General features: G+C 39.1%; 11 protein-coding genes. 2 read left to right on the forward strand and 9 right to left on the reverse strand.

The window, feature by feature from the left end:
• Nucleotides 1-50: 50 nt before the first annotated feature.
• From ACSQ6I_RS27705 to ACSQ6I_RS27745, 9 genes are all read right to left on the reverse strand, one after another.
• On the reverse strand, nucleotides 51-383 hold the full coding sequence (locus tag ACSQ6I_RS27705; protein WP_438893369.1) for a DUF5615 family PIN-like protein: 333 nt from the start codon (nucleotides 381-383) through the stop codon (nucleotides 51-53).
• A complete protein-coding gene (locus tag ACSQ6I_RS27710) occupies nucleotides 380-604 on the reverse strand; it encodes a DUF433 domain-containing protein (RefSeq protein ID WP_438893370.1) in 225 nt (74 codons plus the stop codon). Before ACSQ6I_RS27710 ends, ACSQ6I_RS27705 begins: the two co-directional genes overlap by 4 nt.
• 188 nt (nucleotides 605-792) lie before the next feature.
• Nucleotides 793-4,683 (reverse strand): hypothetical protein, encoded by a 3,891-nt coding sequence (locus ACSQ6I_RS27715; RefSeq protein ID WP_438893371.1) that lies wholly within the window; start codon nucleotides 4,681-4,683, stop codon nucleotides 793-795.
• 69 nt (nucleotides 4,684-4,752) lie between these two features.
• Nucleotides 4,753-6,246: a glycerol kinase GlpK gene (glpK, locus tag ACSQ6I_RS27720; protein WP_438893372.1), complete on the reverse strand. Its 1,494-nt coding sequence runs from the start codon at nucleotides 6,244-6,246 to the stop codon at nucleotides 4,753-4,755.
• A 189-nt stretch (nucleotides 6,247-6,435) separates the two neighbouring features.
• The gene (locus tag ACSQ6I_RS27725) at nucleotides 6,436-10,389 is read right to left on the reverse strand and encodes a PriCT-2 domain-containing protein (protein WP_438893373.1); all 3,954 of its coding nucleotides are present in this window, start codon (nucleotides 10,387-10,389) and stop codon (nucleotides 6,436-6,438) included.
• A 508-nt stretch (nucleotides 10,390-10,897) separates the two neighbouring features.
• Nucleotides 10,898-11,620: a hypothetical protein gene (locus tag ACSQ6I_RS27730; RefSeq protein WP_438893374.1), complete on the reverse strand. Its 723-nt coding sequence runs from the start codon at nucleotides 11,618-11,620 to the stop codon at nucleotides 10,898-10,900.
• A gap of 157 nt (nucleotides 11,621-11,777) precedes the next feature.
• Nucleotides 11,778-12,452, reverse strand: a complete 675-nt coding sequence (locus tag ACSQ6I_RS27735; RefSeq protein ID WP_438893375.1) for a hypothetical protein — start codon at nucleotides 12,450-12,452, stop codon at nucleotides 11,778-11,780.
• A gap of 98 nt (nucleotides 12,453-12,550) precedes the next feature.
• A complete protein-coding gene (locus ACSQ6I_RS27740; RefSeq protein ID WP_438893376.1) occupies nucleotides 12,551-14,077 on the reverse strand; it encodes a relaxase/mobilization nuclease domain-containing protein in 1,527 nt (508 codons plus the stop codon).
• 160 nt (nucleotides 14,078-14,237) lie between these two features.
• A complete protein-coding gene (locus ACSQ6I_RS27745; protein ID WP_015217637.1) occupies nucleotides 14,238-14,597 on the reverse strand; it encodes a plasmid mobilization protein in 360 nt (119 codons plus the stop codon).
• A 683-nt stretch (nucleotides 14,598-15,280) separates the two neighbouring features.
• On the opposite strand from ACSQ6I_RS27745, the gene ACSQ6I_RS27750 reads away from it, so the two are divergent.
• Entirely contained in the window at nucleotides 15,281-16,429 is a 1,149-nt protein-coding gene (locus tag ACSQ6I_RS27750) for a ParM/StbA family protein (RefSeq protein ID WP_438893377.1), read from the forward strand.
• A complete protein-coding gene (locus tag ACSQ6I_RS27755; RefSeq protein WP_438893378.1) occupies nucleotides 16,426-17,037 on the forward strand; it encodes a hypothetical protein in 612 nt (203 codons plus the stop codon). Before ACSQ6I_RS27750 ends, ACSQ6I_RS27755 begins: the two co-directional genes overlap by 4 nt.
• Nucleotides 17,038-17,053 lie beyond the last annotated feature (16 nt).

Raw genomic sequence — 17,053 nt, forward strand, 5'->3', positions numbered from 1 at the left:
GCATGATTTGTATATCAGAAAATATAAATCTCCAATATCTGGGAGTATAATTAAGTTAATACCAAAATACTTTCCGTGTCACTACTATCAAATTGGGTAATTGTGGCCAAATTATCTCTCAAAATCTGCACAATCTTTGATGTGGGACTATTACCAATACGCAGATAAATAAATTTTGGTGGATGACCATAAAGTAAACTACGTTGATGAAAGTCAGAATCTTTGGAAATAATCACAAAACTATTCATTTTGGCGAATTCCCAGATAATGGCATCATCAGTATTTATAAGTCCTAAAGTTTTAACGTGTTGAGAATCAGGATACAAATCAAGAATTTTATCAACAATCCGATCTGACAAATTTTCATCTAATAGCAGTTTCATAGAGATGCAACAAATAACTTTTTCTCTCGGTCAGCAGCAAAAGAAAGACAAGCTTTAATATCTTCAGATGTCAGTTCTGAAAAATCTTCCAGAATTTCAGCTTCTGTCATTCCACCTGCTAAATATTCTAAAATGTCGTACACAGTAATACGCATTCCTCGAATACAAGGTTTTCCACTGCGTTTTCCAGGTTCAATTGTAATAATGTCTTGGTAACTCATGATCTCTCCTGTTGTTTAATCTTTGGTCTATATAATTTTAGGGTAAATCATGGCAAATTAGTCTTAAGGTAGCGATCGCTTATTGAGAGAGAAAGGAAAAGGTGAGCGATGATCGCTTTGTTAACACCCTTTGGGTGACACTCACAGCATTTTTTCACTCAAGCGTATCTGCAAAAATAGCAACCACACTATGAATTTTTCCTTTCTCGCTTACGTTCACTGGCTATTTCTCTTTCTAGGAAATAATACATATCTTTTGCCCAAACGGACATTTCAGGTACTGGATGTTTAAACCATGTTTCCAAAGGTGTTAAATAAATTTCAATGTATGGAATTATAGACCCTGACCATATATTAGGAAAGAGACGAGGTTCTAAAGCCTCGCGAAATTCTTTAAAAGCCCCAAATTCATGAGTCAATTTTTCCAAAGCTGGATGCCATCTATGATTACCTTGATCGTCTATTTCAAGAATAGGATAGAAAATACATAGTAAGGATGCACGAATTTCTGGATTAACTTTAGCCCATTCTCTAAATATAGAATCAGAAATACCGAATAGTATGCCTTCTTGATAATTAAATCCTACATTACGAGAATTTACATCAAAAGCGTCTTGTTGTGGCTTAATAATAGCTTTTAAACGATAAATCTCTGATGAAGTTGCGATTTCAAAGAAATGTGATAAATTCTCCCACAGTAAACTCTGCTTCTCCTTCACTAATAATTCAATGATATTTTGACAATAGTTTTCTAGCGCAGAGAAAATTTGATACTCTTCAACTTGGCATAACCTTATTACTTGCTTGCTAAGTCCAATGGCGAATTCGTCATCTATACCATAATGTTTTTGCACCAATAAAACAAGCTGTTCAAATAAATATCCATCTGTAGTAGCTGATCTTATTTTTTCAAAAAGTTCCTTTGAAGTAATAATTTCTTTAATCCGTTTAGTGAGTTGCTTGTCAAGAATATCTCTATTATGTTGGTACATGGAAATAATTTCGAGAGATGTCCACATACCTTCTGACCCATGATTACAAGCTAATTCATCAATTAAAGGAAAAATATCTTCAGCACTGAGATTGTCCAATCCCTTGCCATATGAAACATAGACACATTCTGTTGCAGGAATAAGTCTCTCTTTTAAACTCTGAACAATTTCATTAAGTCTCTCAACAGAAATATTAACCGCCGTGTATATATTTACCATCTGATTTTTGAGAACATCGGACTGATGAACAATTTGAATACACTGATTTGCTGCTTCAGCGTCCTTTTGATCAATACCAGAAAGTAATCCACGAATAAATTGTATTCCCTTTCCATTAGTAGATACCTCAAATTGGCTTACTGCAAATTGAAAAGCCTGTACAGGTTCTTCCAATCTCATTGTTAACTCATGAGTGAATGGGAAAACATTGTTCAGTTCTTCTCTTACCATTATTTGAATAGTACGATATGTAAGTTCTTTGTCTGCTGCAATTTCAGCAGCAATTTCTTTAGCTTTTCTAGACGAGTATTCAAAATGCTGGGTGGAGATATTATCTCTGTTATAGGTTAAATCAGGGTCATAAATATCGGCTGTCCAAAATTTGGTATAGAGAAGTGCTTGCTGAATTGGAGCAGATGGAATGAGCTTATCATAAAGTTTCCTAACTCGTTCAGAAAATTCTGTCTGTGCCTTCATTCTATCAAAGTATAGCCAATGACTTACTCCCTTAATAGCCTCAAACCAAATTTCTTTTTCTCTAGTAATTTTGTATAAAATTTTCTCTATATCATTAAAGAGATTTTCACAAATAAGTGAGCGAATGGCTTTGGCAATAAGATTCTCACACTGACTAGAGAATTTTGGATATTGAGAGCGTATATAATCTAACTTTTGAAGACCATTTCTGTGAAAATCAAAAATTTCATCCCAAAGCTTTGGTGTCCATTCTTTAGGGGGAGGTTGACTTCCAATGTAATTATAAATACCAGATCCAAGAAAATGATTGTGTTTGAGAGTATTTTCTAGAGCATCAATACAAACTGATATTATTTTTTCGTCACCTGATAATAGTCCTTGATCTATGATTTCAAACCTTTCATCAGGTTCAGCTTCAGTTTCACTGAGATATAATTGGAAAAGTTGTTTAAATCGATTACCTGCGTCGTTTGAATAAGTATTATGTTCAATCACAGCTAACCGCATGAGTAGTGGTGCTGCTATGTAAAAATATCTTTTTCGGAAAACAAGTATTTCTAAAATTTGGACAAAATCATGCTTTCTCGTTATGGCTTCCTTCAAATCATCTATAGATAAATCTTTATATAGATAATGAATAACATTAGCTACACCATCAGGATCGATGTGTACTATGGCATTCAGGCACTGTGAACCAAGCTCAGTTTTCAAATTTTCCCGTGAACCACACCACCCATCGCTTGCCAAAAGCCTTTTAGCAACTGTAGCGGCTATTTTTGAACCATCAAAATAACACCATTGACTTAAGAAAGACGCACGTAATGTTGGAGATGCAATTTCTATAAATTTAAGGATTGTGTTTACACGCAGTAAATCTAACCTTCTTGTTCCAAGGAAAACTGCTATGGGAAGAGGTTTAGCTATGAAATAACAACCAAAATGATCTACAAGATGTTGTTTTGCTGCATAAGCTAAATGTTCATACATCTCATCGCCAGTTTGTCTAGCTAACTTTTCAGCAACAAAATCAATCTCATCACTGATATTTTCATCCGCACCTAATTGTTTGAATAAAGCAAGACACTCAATTGCTCTAACTTGTTCGGCTCGGTTTATGCCACAACTTGTAAGAATGCGCTCTACAACATCTTCTACAGATTTCAGAATTGGTAGTCCCTCTGAATAGTTATCTGTAGCTAATACTGCAATGCGTGGATATCCTCCACTTATATTTTTAATAAAGTTAATATCTGAGTAATCAGCTTTTGGATATCGCTGCTGAATAATGCCTTCAATAAGAGTTTCATCAGCAGGAGTAACAGAAAGATTGAAGCAGTTATTTTTTTCAATAGGTTGGTTATCATTACCAATTGTTATTATTTTAAGGTTACTACCTTCAGTTGTTATAATTTCACCAAGCTTAACAGCAATATCACGCGGACATTCATCCACAATCATGAGAGCATAATTTCCAACATCTGAAAGACTTTGAACTATTTGAAAAATCTGATGGCTAACTTCCCTAAAATCACAATAAATTGCAGATGTTGCTAATGCGATTTTCGCTGTAGTTGTTTCATCTCTAAACACCTCATACACAAACCGAGTTTTTCCTACTCCCGATGATCCAATAATTCGGATTGATTTTCTAGAATCAGCTAAGTCATCTACAATTCGTTCTTTTGCTTTCTCGAAACTAAGCGAGTTATCGCCAGAAGAACTGCTCTTAGTTCCAATTAGAAAACGGCTGGCTTTGTCTTCGACTTTTGGAATTAAGAAGATATCAGCTTTCTTACCCAATCTTTCAATTGTTTGAAAATTTTTTAAAGTAAGTCCAGATTTTTTTTCGTTAAGCCAAACTGCAATCGCAGGATATTGTGATACCCAATCAGCAATTTTATTTGCATCATAAATATCAATAGCCGCTAACTGAGCAGGATTAGCTCCAGCTTCTTGAATGCCTTGTTTTATCCCTTCAATTCGTCTATCATACTTAGAGCCAATTAATACAGCAGACGTAAAACCAATGTAAGAACCTCTTTCACTAATGACCTTTGTAACTGCTTCATTTAGCTTTGGTGTAGCCCCTTTTTTGCGACTATCTTTTGTCCAAACTTCTTCTTTCCAACCTTTTGGTTGTGGATCTGTAGCTTTTGATTGAAATATGCAAAATCTAGATGGTAGATAGTCAGTTTTTTGGAAACCTCCTTCCCATGACATAATTCGTGCATCTTCTCCACCATCAGGGACAGTAATCTGAAGGGGTACTGAAACTCCTCGTAAACAAATACCAGAACTTTGTGCTTCGGCGTGTAGCAATTTTTTCAGCAGTTCTACAAGCTCTTTGCTATCCAAGCTTTCAATCTGAGATGGGGAGATATTAAAAATCATACTATTTTAAGCTGTGTGTTAGTTTGTAAAAAGTATAAATTTACGTATTGTAGATTTTGCATTAGTTGATTATACCCAATCAAAAGTCCTACTAACCGCCTTCTTCCACAACTGATAACAACCTTCCCTCTCCACCTCATCCATCTTCGCTTCCCAAGTCTGATCTAAAAGCCAATTATCAGACAACTCCTCCAGACTACTCCAGAAACCAGTCGCCAACCCAGCAGCATAAGCTGCCCCTAAAGCTGTAGTTTCTGCTACCTGGGGACGAATCACAGGCACACCTAATACATCACTTTGAAATTGCATCAGCAGATTGTTGTACACCATCCCCCCATCTACCTTCAAAGCCGTTAAATTTACCTGCGCCTCTTCTCTCATCGCATCTAAAACTTCACGAGTCTGCCATGCTGTAGCTTCTAACACCGCACGGGCAATATGACCTTTATTGGTGTAGCTAGTCATACCCACAATTGCGCCCCTAGCATCATTGCGCCAATAGGGAGCAAATAATCCAGAAAAAGCAGGGACAAAATAAACACCACCGTTATCTGTAACTGTACTGGCTAAAGCTTCTACCTCTGCACTATTTTGAATTAATCCTAAGTTGTCACGCAACCATTGAACCAAAGCACCAGCGATCGCTATACTCCCCTCCAAAGCATAAACCGCCGGAGCATCACCCAATTTATAAGCTACGGTTGTTAATAAACCATGTTGGGAAATTACCTTTTGCTGGCCTGTATTCAGCAGCATAAAGCAACCTGTACCATAGGTATTTTTGGCTTCACCTACCTGAAAACAAGTTTGTCCAATTAATGCGGCTTGTTGATCACCTAAATCAGCAGTAATGGGAACTCCTGCCAAAATACCTGTAGCTTTGCCATAGATAGCTGATGAAGGGCGAATTTCTGGCAACATTTGCCGGGGAATGCCCATAATTCCTAATATTTCCGGTTCCCATTCCAGAGAATTCAAATTCATCAGCAAAGTACGACTGGCATTGGTAACATCAGTGATATGCAAACCGCCTTGTGTACCACCTGTTAAATGCCAAATCAAAAAAGTGTCAATTGTGCCAAAAAGAGCGTTACCATTTTCGGCTGCGGTTTTTAATTCTGGGATGTTTTCCAGTAACCATTTGATTTTGGGGGCGCTGAAATAAGTAGCCAGTGGTAAACCTGTTGTGGCGCGAAAACGGTCTATCCCGCCATCTGCTGCTAGTTGATTGCAGATATAGTCAGTTCTGGTATCTTGCCAGACAATGGCGTTGTAGTAAGGTTCGCCTGTGTTCTTATCCCAAACTACTATTGTTTCTCGCTGATTGGTAATGCCAACGGCTGTAATCTCAGCAACGGTAATATTACCTTGCTCTAAGGCATCTTTAATTACAGTTTGAGTACATGACCAAATTTCCAGAGGGTCGTGTTCTACCCAACCTGGCTGGGGATAAATCTGCTGATGTTCTTTTTGGGCATAGCTGACAATTTTACCCTGCTTGTCGAAGATGATGAAGCGGGTGCTGGTCGTTCCTTGGTCAATTGCAGCGACGTATTTAGTCATGGGGTTATGTTACTTGGCTATGCACATTAGTGTCACAAAATTTTCGCTATGTGAATACCAGTCATATACTAAGACAAATATTGTTGACAAAAAGAAATTACTCCTACTCGTAAAAAAAGCAGCAAGCTAGACCGCAATATTGTATTGCTTTTATTCAACTATAAAAAATCAGCAAATCTAAGTATAAACTCAGTACTCAGGTTCTACCTGAGCTAAGTACGAAATTAAATTGCGCTTAACGTGATCATGAACGTGTTTCGGCAAAACAGATATCAAACAATCCATTAAAAAAGCTTTAACTTCCATCGTAGCTGCATTCACAGCCTGAGAAAACCCTTGCCAACCAAGATGTTCAGCAAACGTAATCAAATGTTCAATCACCAAATCCGCAGATTCATAACCAGCTTCCCTATCCTGCTGCAACAGAGGTAAATACTCATCAATAAACCACTGCTGTTCCTTAGTCAAAACCTCTGGAGAATTATTACTAACCCTATATAGAGAGTTATATAGGAGTAGTAATAATTTTCTAAAGCTATTCCACCCCCCAAAATACTTCTTAGCAATCCTACTAACCCATTCTTGAGAAATACCAGAGGCTTTACCTAGCACCTCTTGCGTAACTTTCTGCCAATCTGTCACCCCATCTGCTACCAGCAACTTGAAACCTGTTAATATGCCCTTACGTGTCTGTTGTATCTCAGTACCTGCTCCTGGACAAATATCAAAAGCATCAGATTTAATAAACCTAGCATTCGGGTAGTAATCTGCTAAATAGGATAAATCTTTATCACTAACCGCATAAAAAGTAACCTCCTCCATCCTGCGATTAGCTCTAGTTCGACCTGCACACTGAACAACTTCAGTCTGAACCAAAAAGTTAATTACATCTTGAAAAGCCTTATTCTCTTTACCAACACATCTATCTCCTGTTAAAGTTACATAAACTTGTCCAGACGCTCCAATATCCTGATAAGGAGTGCCAAAACTGCAAACCGCTTGCTTATCTTGATAGGCATTACTACCGCGATTATCAGCAAACCAATGTCCATCACCCTTATTTTTATGTGCTAAGTGGTCAATGTAAGCAATATTGCCATCATGACGCTGATTTAATTCTTCACGCAACGCCGCAATTCGTTCCTTTAATTTGTGACCTCGGTCTTTATTCAGTAATCCAAAGCCCGTAATTTGGTGAATAATCAGATTACTGTAATCTGGTGGGATTTCCGAAATCACCAGTATTTCCTCTGGATTAATCCCCAACTGCATAGCCACATTGTCACGGTTAGCAGTAGCGTCCATCAAGAAAACAAACTCAAAAGCTTTGAGAACATCAACTTGACGGCTATTTTTAGTAGCAATAATCAAAAGTTTGTTTTTAACCCGTAAAGCCCCTGGTTCAATGTCTCCGATAACTTCTAGAAGGGGAATCAACCATCTCACAGGTAAACTGTCGATATTCCTGTAAGTCTCTTGAGCAGCTTGTTTATTCAGGTGACTACGGATAAACTTTAAAGTTTTTCTGCTGAAAGAAATGCGATCGCTCTTATCAACCCCATCTAATGTAATACTATCAGCCTGCTGTACCAATTCTTCAATATCTGGAGCAATAGTTTCCAATTCAGCAATGATTTCCGGTAAAGCTGTGGGAATTTCCCCTAATAAAGCCCGGATTAACTCATCATTGTACCCATGATATGTTTCCTCAACAGGGGGAATTTCACCAGTTAGCAGTACCCGGATTGGTAGAACTAAACTTCTAATTTTGTCATACACTGCGGGTAACTTGGTTTGCACCTCCATCATTGAAGAGTCAAAATCTCGTAAACTAACCTTAATAAAGTCAACTGGTTGTAGTTGTCTAGAAGCTTCATCAACAAAAGCACTTGCCTTCATGGCAGTAATATCTGTAGCTTGGGGTAAAGAGTTGATATTGGCACGAATCCGCTTAGATGCTAGAGCATCCCTTCTATCACGTCGGAAGGTAGCACCATTGACTTTCGGGAGGACATTACCAGCAGCATCTCTACCCGCACAATTAGCCCTGAGTTTACAACCGTTGCAGATAGGATTGAGGCTGGCTTCTGCGGATGTTTCTTTTTTGTATCCTTTGCTTGCTAGGGCATTAAAAAAATCTGTGAGAGGACAAGTTCCCTCAACGTTAGATTCTTCTCCTGGTTGAGGCCAGTGTATTTGTGGGTTGCCCAGTGGAGTGAGCTTATAAGCATCTGCTACTAATCCGTTGTGGCGTACTGGTAAGTCTGTCCACTGTTCAATAGTTGCTACAGTGGGATTACGGTGTTCATTGCTGAGGTAGAAAAGTGTATGGACTCCCAACTGTTCTGGCATAAATTCCCCCACAGTGTGAGATTTACCAGCACCAGCGTGTGATAAATCTAAGATGAATTTTTTACCGTACTTGGCAGCATCTAGGTAAGTTTGGGTGCGATTCTTCGGTTCAAACCAGATATCAACGTCTAGGTTGTTGGTTGGTAAAAGTATGGTTGGTTTTGGTTGGTAAACAACGTTACCTATAAACCGTTGGACTTTATTAGTAACAGTGATTAAGGTTTGCAGGAACTGTTGGAAGTCTCTCTTTATACCGTATTTAGCAAGCCATTCTTCTTTGCTGATTGTGGGATCTGTGACGGTGGGGTGTAGGTTATTATTGAAGTCTTCCTTTCCGTAATTACCATTAAGAGTTGAATGTTCAAATAGAGTTTCTTGTGCAGGGAAAAGAGAAGCAGATATTCCCCCTGCCCCCTGCCCCCTGCCCCCTGCTCCCCGCTCCCTGCCCCCCTGCTTCTTCTCTTCTTCAACTACCGGAAATCTAAATCCATACTGTTTAGCAATGTGAAATAGCGTCCCAATGGAAATACCGGAACGACCGCGAAAACTCTTAATTTTGGCTCGAATATTCCAAGTTGTCCCTTTGATTGATGGACTCCACTGTTCTCCGATAATTTCCGCATCTACAGCACCATAATGAGAATTTAGTGCCATTAATACATCTATGCACTCTTTATAGTTGTTACTACCAGGACTACGTGAGGGAATATAAGTTAATGCCTGTTGAATTAGCTGATCAATATCCCAGTTGTGAGCTTCTGCCCGTTCTTGAAACTGTAGACGACGGGTTGTAATTTCTGCTATCCGTTTCTCGTACTCGATTTTTTCTTGATAAGCGGTGGTGACAGCTTCATCTATCCAAGATTGGGGTAGTGTGACATGAGGTTGAATTAATGGGAATGTGGCTTGGGTATTGCCATAAAATACCCGTGAAGCATCTTTACAAGCTGGGTCATGGGGTAGATGCTTCATTAAGTACCGTGTTAGCACTTCTACGGTTTCTGCACCTTGAACATATTCAGGTAGTACGAAGATTAAGCGGAATTTATGCCAATCTGGTTTATGACTGGCTGTGGTGTAGATTAATGCACAATATTCTTTGATGAATGGGTGTTCTTGTGCTTCGTCTAAGTTTAGCTGATGTTGATAGATTTTCTTTGCTTGTCTACCATCTGATTTTTCAATGACATTACCGTTAATGTCTACCCAAGCTCGATTAATTTTGATTGGTCTACCATTTTCATCTAATGGATTGCCATTTTCATCTGTCCACGTTTGTGTGTTGTCAATATCTAGTAATAACCATTGAGAACCAATAACATGAGATTTACTTCGCCATTGTCCACCCAGTAAGCCAGCACATAAGGCGTGTCCTGCTCCTACGTGTCTCATCACATCCCAGATTGTGCCTTTTCTGTCTTGGAAGTTGGCTGCTAGTTTGCGAAAGTCCCAGTCTTTATTTTTACCAGTGGCGTTAAACGCGAATTTGATTTTGTTCTCTTGGATAGGCTCTGGTTCTAACCCTGGTGTAAATTGAGCCTGTTGTGTGATTGGGTTTTTGGGTTCTAGCTGTTGTTTGATCTTGCTACTGGATTCAGTCTTTTGAACGGTTGGTTTTTGTGATTCTGATTGGTTATGAAAAGGCTGTGCGGATGTTGATTGTTGCGATTCTGACTCGTTGTGAAATGGCTGTTGAACGTTGGGCTGCTGTGGTTCTGATTGGTTATTAAATTGTTGTTGAGTGTTTGGGTTTTGTGATTCTGATGAGTTGTTAAATTGCTGTTGTGACATGATAGCCAATCCTCCAGTAAGTTTGTTGGAGGAATTGAAGCTATCCCGTATCAGTAATCTTTTACACACATACTCAGGAAGATAAGAAGATAAAATTCCTGAATTGCTTTTTTACTAGGACTTACGCACGAGGTACAAACAATATGGGTTTGAGATTGTTTCCCGGCGATATCTAAGCTTTCTTTGCTTCTCCTATTGGAGACGGTGTGTATTAGCGGAGCTTGTGTTTGCGGCACACTATACTAACGATTTAGCGTTAAGAGACGCTGCGCGTAGCTTGAGCTTGCTTCCCCAAAGGGGTACACCGAAGGCATCGTAATTGCGTAAATCCTAATTTATTCGTAAAATCAGTGTTCTTCTGCTTTTACATCTCAACTTTTTGAGATAAGATTACTAACAGGGATATAAATATTAGGCAGCGAACCCAATATCCTGCTCCAATTCCATGATGGAATCTATTTTGAAAACCTCGTTGTCCCACCGGGACGTGAGGTTTTCGCCTTTTAATCTATTCGTACTTCGCTAACCAAGCTGTAATAAACTCGGTTATTTCTTCTTTTTGGATCACAAACGCAGTGCCTTTTCTCCTAAGAGCTAGAATTTTCATATTTCCTACTTCAGTATAAAGATGGTCTTTGTGACTTTCCACTGCTTTGGTAGGAGGCCATAAAACTAAAACTTTGGCTGTGGGAGTCTTTTGAGCTTCACGGGAGGACATCCCAAATAAGGCTCTATTTTTGTCAAGCCACTTTTCATAATCTGCCAACTCAACTAGAGGGCAGGGTGTCCATACCTTTAGTCCATGCTTATCTTTTCTTCTAATTTGCAAAGCTTCTCTGCTTTCGTTGTAAACAACCTCTCTATCTCCTCGTGAACGAATAGAGATAAATAGGTGAGTTTTGCGCGGAAACCTGATAAACAAGTCTATAGGGTTCTTGTCCTCAATTTGAAGGACGGGAAAGATTTGTATTCCCTTGCTTTTAAACTCCTCTAACAATAAGGTTGTTAATTTTTCCAACCGCGCAATTTTTTCCACCCTGACCAATGGCTTGTAAGCCAAACCAAAAAGCAACCAGCCAGCGGGGCTAATTGTGCTTGTAGCAATTGCTGAACCACTAGCAGCTAGAGCAACAGTGGAGTCAACGTTTTTTGCTTCCCTAAGTCCCTCTAAAGCCGCTTCGTTGTGCGGCGGTAGCTGAAAATCGGTTGGTGGGTCTTTCACGGTTAACATTGGCGATATCAACAATTAGTGGTGTGAAAATGACACTTCCTTTCCAAATACTAATGCCTAATATGGCATTTTGAACCAATGATTATTTAATGGTTATCCTGTTTAATAGTTACCCAAGGAAATGCATTTATGCAAGAAATCTACTCTTTAATAGGGATTAAACGCGATTGATTATATCTAACGCTTGCTCCCATAATTTTTGAGTTTCTTCTTGATTATAAGTGCCTAAAAGCATTGTACACCAGAGTCGAGCGTCTCTTTGCAGTCCTATTGAATACCAACCCGAAAAATATCCAGGATTTTCTACTGGTGGTTGCGGCTCACAGAGAGTATCAATTTGTGAAACCGTTTTAAATTTTGTTCTATAACAATTATCTGTCCAGGGAAAGATAGGACTATTTCCCAAGATCATGGTTCTGTCGTAAGAACATTCTGTGATCACAGCTTGTCCAGGGAGAAATTCTGAACATAATTCTGATAAGTCTACGAATTCATGGTTGAAAGGATGGGCGCACATGATTTTCTTGGCTATTTCAGATGGAAACTTGCAGCTAATATCTATTGGTTTTACCTCACAGTAAAAATCTAAGTACAACCATTCATTTGTTACATTACGGACGAATCGCATTCCTACTTTAAATTTAGGAAACCAACCTGTGAATCCTTCTTGACAATCGGGTGCGTATTCCCAATCACGATCCAATAAATCAAAATATGCTGCCCACCTCGCTTCTAGTTGTGAGTTAAAATTTACTCCTCTATACTGAAAAGAATTCACTTTTTGAAAGCCGTAACTTGTTTTTTTGCGGTAATTATTCAAAGAATTTGACATATTTACCTCTATTGATTATTTTTAAGCTATTTTGTTGGTTTTTTAGGTTTTAATCAGTTATTCTCTCTTTTTTGCTCAGGAACTGACCCTGCATAGACTTAAAGTTCCCAATCTAGAGTTTGTGTGATTTGCTGCTTTTTTGCTTGTTGTTTTCTGTCAGATAACAGCTGATTCCAACTGGCTTGACCGGGAGATACTCGTTTGGCTTGGGGTAGTTCAGTCAATAGGTCAGATATCAAGTTTTCAACTTGTTCATGATCTTTAAAAGCGATGACCACTGTATCAAGGGATTGCAAAAATTCTAAAGGTATTTGCTCATTTTCACTTACACTCCAATACAATGTTGGTTGTCGTTGTTTTTTGTTAATAGTTGATTCTAAGGCAATGACAGAGAGAACTTCGATGGGATCACTGAGTAACACTGCTCTTGTTACTGTGGTATCCGTAGCAATCCAAAAACTACCATTTTTGGGTGCTTCAGAGTTGAGAGGAATAGCAGTAAAATCACCAGTTGGTTCTAGTTGTTTGGCAAGAGTTGGAACATCATCAAGCGTGCGTTCTAGAAATACTGGTTGATTTGTAATACTTGCATAGAGCCAACCCTTTTGATACAGTTCATCGAGCAGAGAATTGGGTAAATTGTACTGCTGGTTTAAATTTTGGCGTATTTGTTTCCAGTTTGTGGGTTCTGGTGCTTGTAAAGAATTTGGTTGCCTGATCGGTGGTGTTGAATTATCAACAAGTTGCGCTGTCAGTCTTTGGATATGCTCATCATCTTGTTTTGCTTCCACTGTTGACATTGAATTATCAACAATTTGCTCCATCAGTTTTTGGATGCGTTGATCATCCCGCTTAGGAATATAGCTGACACCTAGATGCTTTTGTAAACCCGGAAAAGTATATGCTTTACCGAGATGCGTACCACTGAAAGCCACGCCATTAAGTTGATAACTAATGCCTTTGACTTTGCCTGTACGAGTATAGCCGATACGGACATTGATACCTTGTTGTTGCGATCGCTCTATCAATTCTGGCATAGTTGGGCGGTCATGGGTTGCCTCGTCAAGCGATAGCGTAGCGCTCCGTAGGAATCGCTGAAGTCTCACTCTAACGCTTTCTTCTCCAGTTCTAGCAAGTTGTCTGCGTTCCCCAGTAGAAGGACTACGGCTATCTTTTCTCCGACTTGGTTGTACTGATTGCAAATTGTATTCTTTTTCTAATTTGCGAATCACAGCTTCGCTTCTGGGATTGTCCCAACTATCAGAAACTGTAATGCCATTTAATTGAATGCGACTGGCGGCAATATGTGCGTGTTCATGAGTCCTGTCAGTATGCCGGACTACAACATATTGGTTCATATCAAAACCCATTGCTTGCAAATACTTTTGGGCGATTTCATGCCAAGTATCATCATCTAAACTTTCGTGGTGAGGCAAGCTGAGAGAAGCGTGATAAACAGCCCTACTCACCTTTGGATTTAATCTACGAGATATACCAAATTCAGCCGCTAATTCCCGTGGGTTTGTTCCTTCCATATTCCCACCGATTTGTTTTGCTCCCTCTTTACCAAAAAGGTAGTTTAGCAGTCCCCGGAAACTTTTACCTTTGACGTGTTTGCCAATCATATTAATTTCCTAGTAGTCTTTCTTTATACTCGGTTGTGTCAGCAGGGAACTCCAGGAAATAAAACATACAGTTTCTGTGATCAGCACAACTGTTCCTCCCCTGCTCCCTTGCTATTAAAACAATGGGATATTTCTTGGAAGTCCCTCAGTGGTGCTGAATTTACGCTTCATCCTGTATATCAGTGATTAAATCAATTTCAGCAATTTCTCTCCTCACTTGTCTTACCAAATTTTTTACCTGTTCCAACAATCCTCGATCAACAACCACTGGCTCACCCATTAGTACCGATGTATTGATAGCTTTAGCGATTTGGTTAAGGTTGTTGCCGATTTTTCCCAACTCCCAGTAAGTTTGACCTGCCACTTTGGTGACACGCCTGGGCAATCTATTTTTGATAGTCTTGGCACGGAATAACTCTGCCATCGTCAAGCTGTTTTCTGCTGCCATTTGTCGCACCTGTTCCTTTTCTTGCGGTGTGAGGCAGATATGAAACCTAATTGTGCGCTCTTTTGGAGGCATGGCTGAATTTCTTACAAAGATTAAGTTGTATTTCTAGTTTGAAATATCTAAGCTAATCAGTCATTAGCCAAGTGGATATTTTTTCTTTGCGTTTTACGACAGTTGGTGAAAGTGAATCTTGTTTTCGTTGAGTTTGATTTTTTTCGTATCCTCTTTCCCTCCGTCACGGTGGTTAACCTACTGAGGTAGGGGAACCGTGAAAGGAGGGCAAGTTTGTCGCTGTTTCTCTGAAAATTACCAATTTTTGCATCATAGAGATGCACATTGCGACATTGCTTGCTACGCGCCAAACGTTTTTTTGGGCTACTCAAATCAAAAATATTAGTGTTGTTCAATGGTTGTATGTTGGCAGTTCGATGGTGGTTCGTTGGCACATTTATTGTCAATAACGCTTATTATTGATAGTAATTATTTATACGCAAAATACTGACTGGTGGTTGGAAGGCTGTTTAATGGTTGCTGTCTGGCGGTAGCATGGTAGCTCAGTGTCTGTTAGATGGTGGTTCATTGGCGCACTTTTTGGAATCGAAAATTTTGAGCATAAAAGCAACGACTTGATCAACGGCTGTGAAAAAAATAGCCAACTGGATAAAAATTGCTGAATAAAAATAGTCAGTAGGTAGATAGGCATGATTTCTATTTGCACTTAAGTTAAAAGAAAGCTTTTAGGTGAACCACGATCAATGTCAAACCTGATTGTTAGTTTTGACCCTGGTGCTTCTTTGACCAAGATTGTTTATGAACTAGCAACTGAAGGCAAACCATGTTTGATGACAATGGAACCAGAAATGCTGAAGTTGCCGCAAAGTTCGATTAACGCTTATATGTCGAGTCGCAAGGGTCTAGAATCTCCTAAACCAGTAGATGAAGCTTGGGTATCTTGTACAGTAGATGGTGATACACAATGTACAGTAGTTGGATTCTTGGCACGCCAGTTTTCAGCATCAGCCAGATTAGATAAACTCAAGTACGAAACTTCAATTGACAAAGCTTTAGCAGTAATTGGTGCGATCGCTCAACACAATAAACTGCCCAACCGATTTTCACTATCGCTTACTTCACTACTACCCTATGGCGAATATCAAAATCGCCAAGCCTTTGCAGAACAGTTGCAAGTTGCACTCAAAGATTTTAAATTTCGGGGTCAAAGGTTGCGGGTAAAACTGGAACGATTCGAGTGTTTACCTGAAGGTGCGGGATTAGCCATGATTCGTCAACGCCAGAATGGTAAAGAATGGTTCAACGCCCAAACCATAGCCGTGCTGATGTTTGGGCATCGCAATACCAGCCTGCTTTTATTTGAACGAGGCAAGATGACAGCGGGTTACACCAATGGGCTGGGCTTTCACCAAATGGTAAAGAGAGTAATTGAACGCACCTCTGGACAAGATGCCACTGCTTTAACTGCTGCTATCTATGCAGCCGGTTCAGATATTACAGTAGATAATCAAGCAATTCGCGCTTTGGTCAAAAGTAGAGACGCAAAAAACATTGATTATGAGTTGCAGATGATTGTTAATGCCATTGCGACTGCTAAAACTGAGTATTGGTCAAGGCTTTACGATTGGCTGGAATCAACTTTACCTGCTGTAAACGAAGTCATTTTGAGTGGTGGTGCAGCTTTGTACTTAGAGCAAGAATTACAAGAATGTTTTGAAGAGATTCCTACTTATTGGGGTACTGATTTACAGCAGCAGGTACAAGCAGCTTTTAAGAATGCAAGTAATGATTATTACCATAGTTTCCAAGAACAAGAAGCTTTGTCTTTTAGGTTGATTGATGCTTTTGGTTTATTTATGCGATTTAGAGCGCAAATGGAGAAAGTAGCATGACTACCAATAAAAAACAGCCCTCAAATAATGACAATAACAGACAACATAATAGACAGAACAGCAGTAGCAAAAGGTCTGACGGTATTGATAGTAATAGAACTAACAGATATCGTAAAGATTTCAAATTTCATTGTCGTCCCTATTCAAATACAGCAGATGGGCAGTTAATTTCTTATTTGCAACAGGGAGATAACGTGCATTCTAGTAAAGAAATGGTATTGCAGGCATTAAGAATGTGTTGGTTGCCATTAGCATACAAAGCACAAGCAGGTGCAGGTATTAGTGATCAAGAAGTGCGTCGGGTAGGTTTAATTTGTTGTCATGCTCTCGATCAACACTTAGCTTATTTACGAATCGAATTAGGATTACCACACAAATCAAGTGATGTTTTACCTATACCTTTAAGTACGATGACTAATCCTCAAACCCTGGCTGCTATGTTTGGTTTGGATGTTGGTAATCCCAGTAGTGATGATAGCAGTAATAAAAATCAAGATAGCACCAATAGTAATAGTGGTAGTGATTCACAAAGAATTGATTCTGACTCTTTCATTCCTGGTGAAGGGTCTTTTCATGATGACGATGACGATATGTTCGCAGATATTTAAGCACCTAGCAATGCAA

It is taken from the genome of Anabaena sp. WFMT, assembly GCF_051781005.1.
Lineage (GTDB): Bacteria > Cyanobacteriota > Cyanobacteriia > Cyanobacteriales > Nostocaceae > Anabaena.

Excerpts from the sequence above, each read along its gene's own strand:
- ACSQ6I_RS27750 (WP_438893377.1), top strand. The coding sequence starts at position 15,281 with ATGTCAAACCTGATTGTTAGTTTTGACCCTGGTGCTTCTTTGACCAAG.
- ACSQ6I_RS27740 (WP_438893376.1), bottom strand. The coding sequence starts at position 14,077 with ATGATTGGCAAACACGTCAAAGGTAAAAGTTTCCGGGGACTGCTAAAC.
- ACSQ6I_RS27755 (WP_438893378.1), top strand. The coding sequence starts at position 16,426 with ATGACTACCAATAAAAAACAGCCCTCAAATAATGACAATAACAGACAA.
- ACSQ6I_RS27705 (WP_438893369.1), bottom strand. The coding sequence starts at position 383 with ATGAAACTGCTATTAGATGAAAATTTGTCAGATCGGATTGTTGATAAA.
- ACSQ6I_RS27725 (WP_438893373.1), bottom strand. The coding sequence starts at position 10,389 with ATGTCACAACAGCAATTTAACAACTCATCAGAATCACAAAACCCAAAC.
- glpK (WP_438893372.1), bottom strand. The coding sequence starts at position 6,246 with ATGACTAAATACGTCGCTGCAATTGACCAAGGAACGACCAGCACCCGC.
- ACSQ6I_RS27745 (WP_015217637.1), bottom strand. The coding sequence starts at position 14,597 with ATGCCTCCAAAAGAGCGCACAATTAGGTTTCATATCTGCCTCACACCG.
- ACSQ6I_RS27710 (WP_438893370.1), bottom strand. The coding sequence starts at position 604 with ATGAGTTACCAAGACATTATTACAATTGAACCTGGAAAACGCAGTGGA.
- ACSQ6I_RS27735 (WP_438893375.1), bottom strand. The coding sequence starts at position 12,452 with ATGTCAAATTCTTTGAATAATTACCGCAAAAAAACAAGTTACGGCTTT.
- ACSQ6I_RS27730 (WP_438893374.1), bottom strand. The coding sequence starts at position 11,620 with ATGTTAACCGTGAAAGACCCACCAACCGATTTTCAGCTACCGCCGCAC.
- ACSQ6I_RS27715 (WP_438893371.1), bottom strand. The coding sequence starts at position 4,683 with ATGATTTTTAATATCTCCCCATCTCAGATTGAAAGCTTGGATAGCAAA.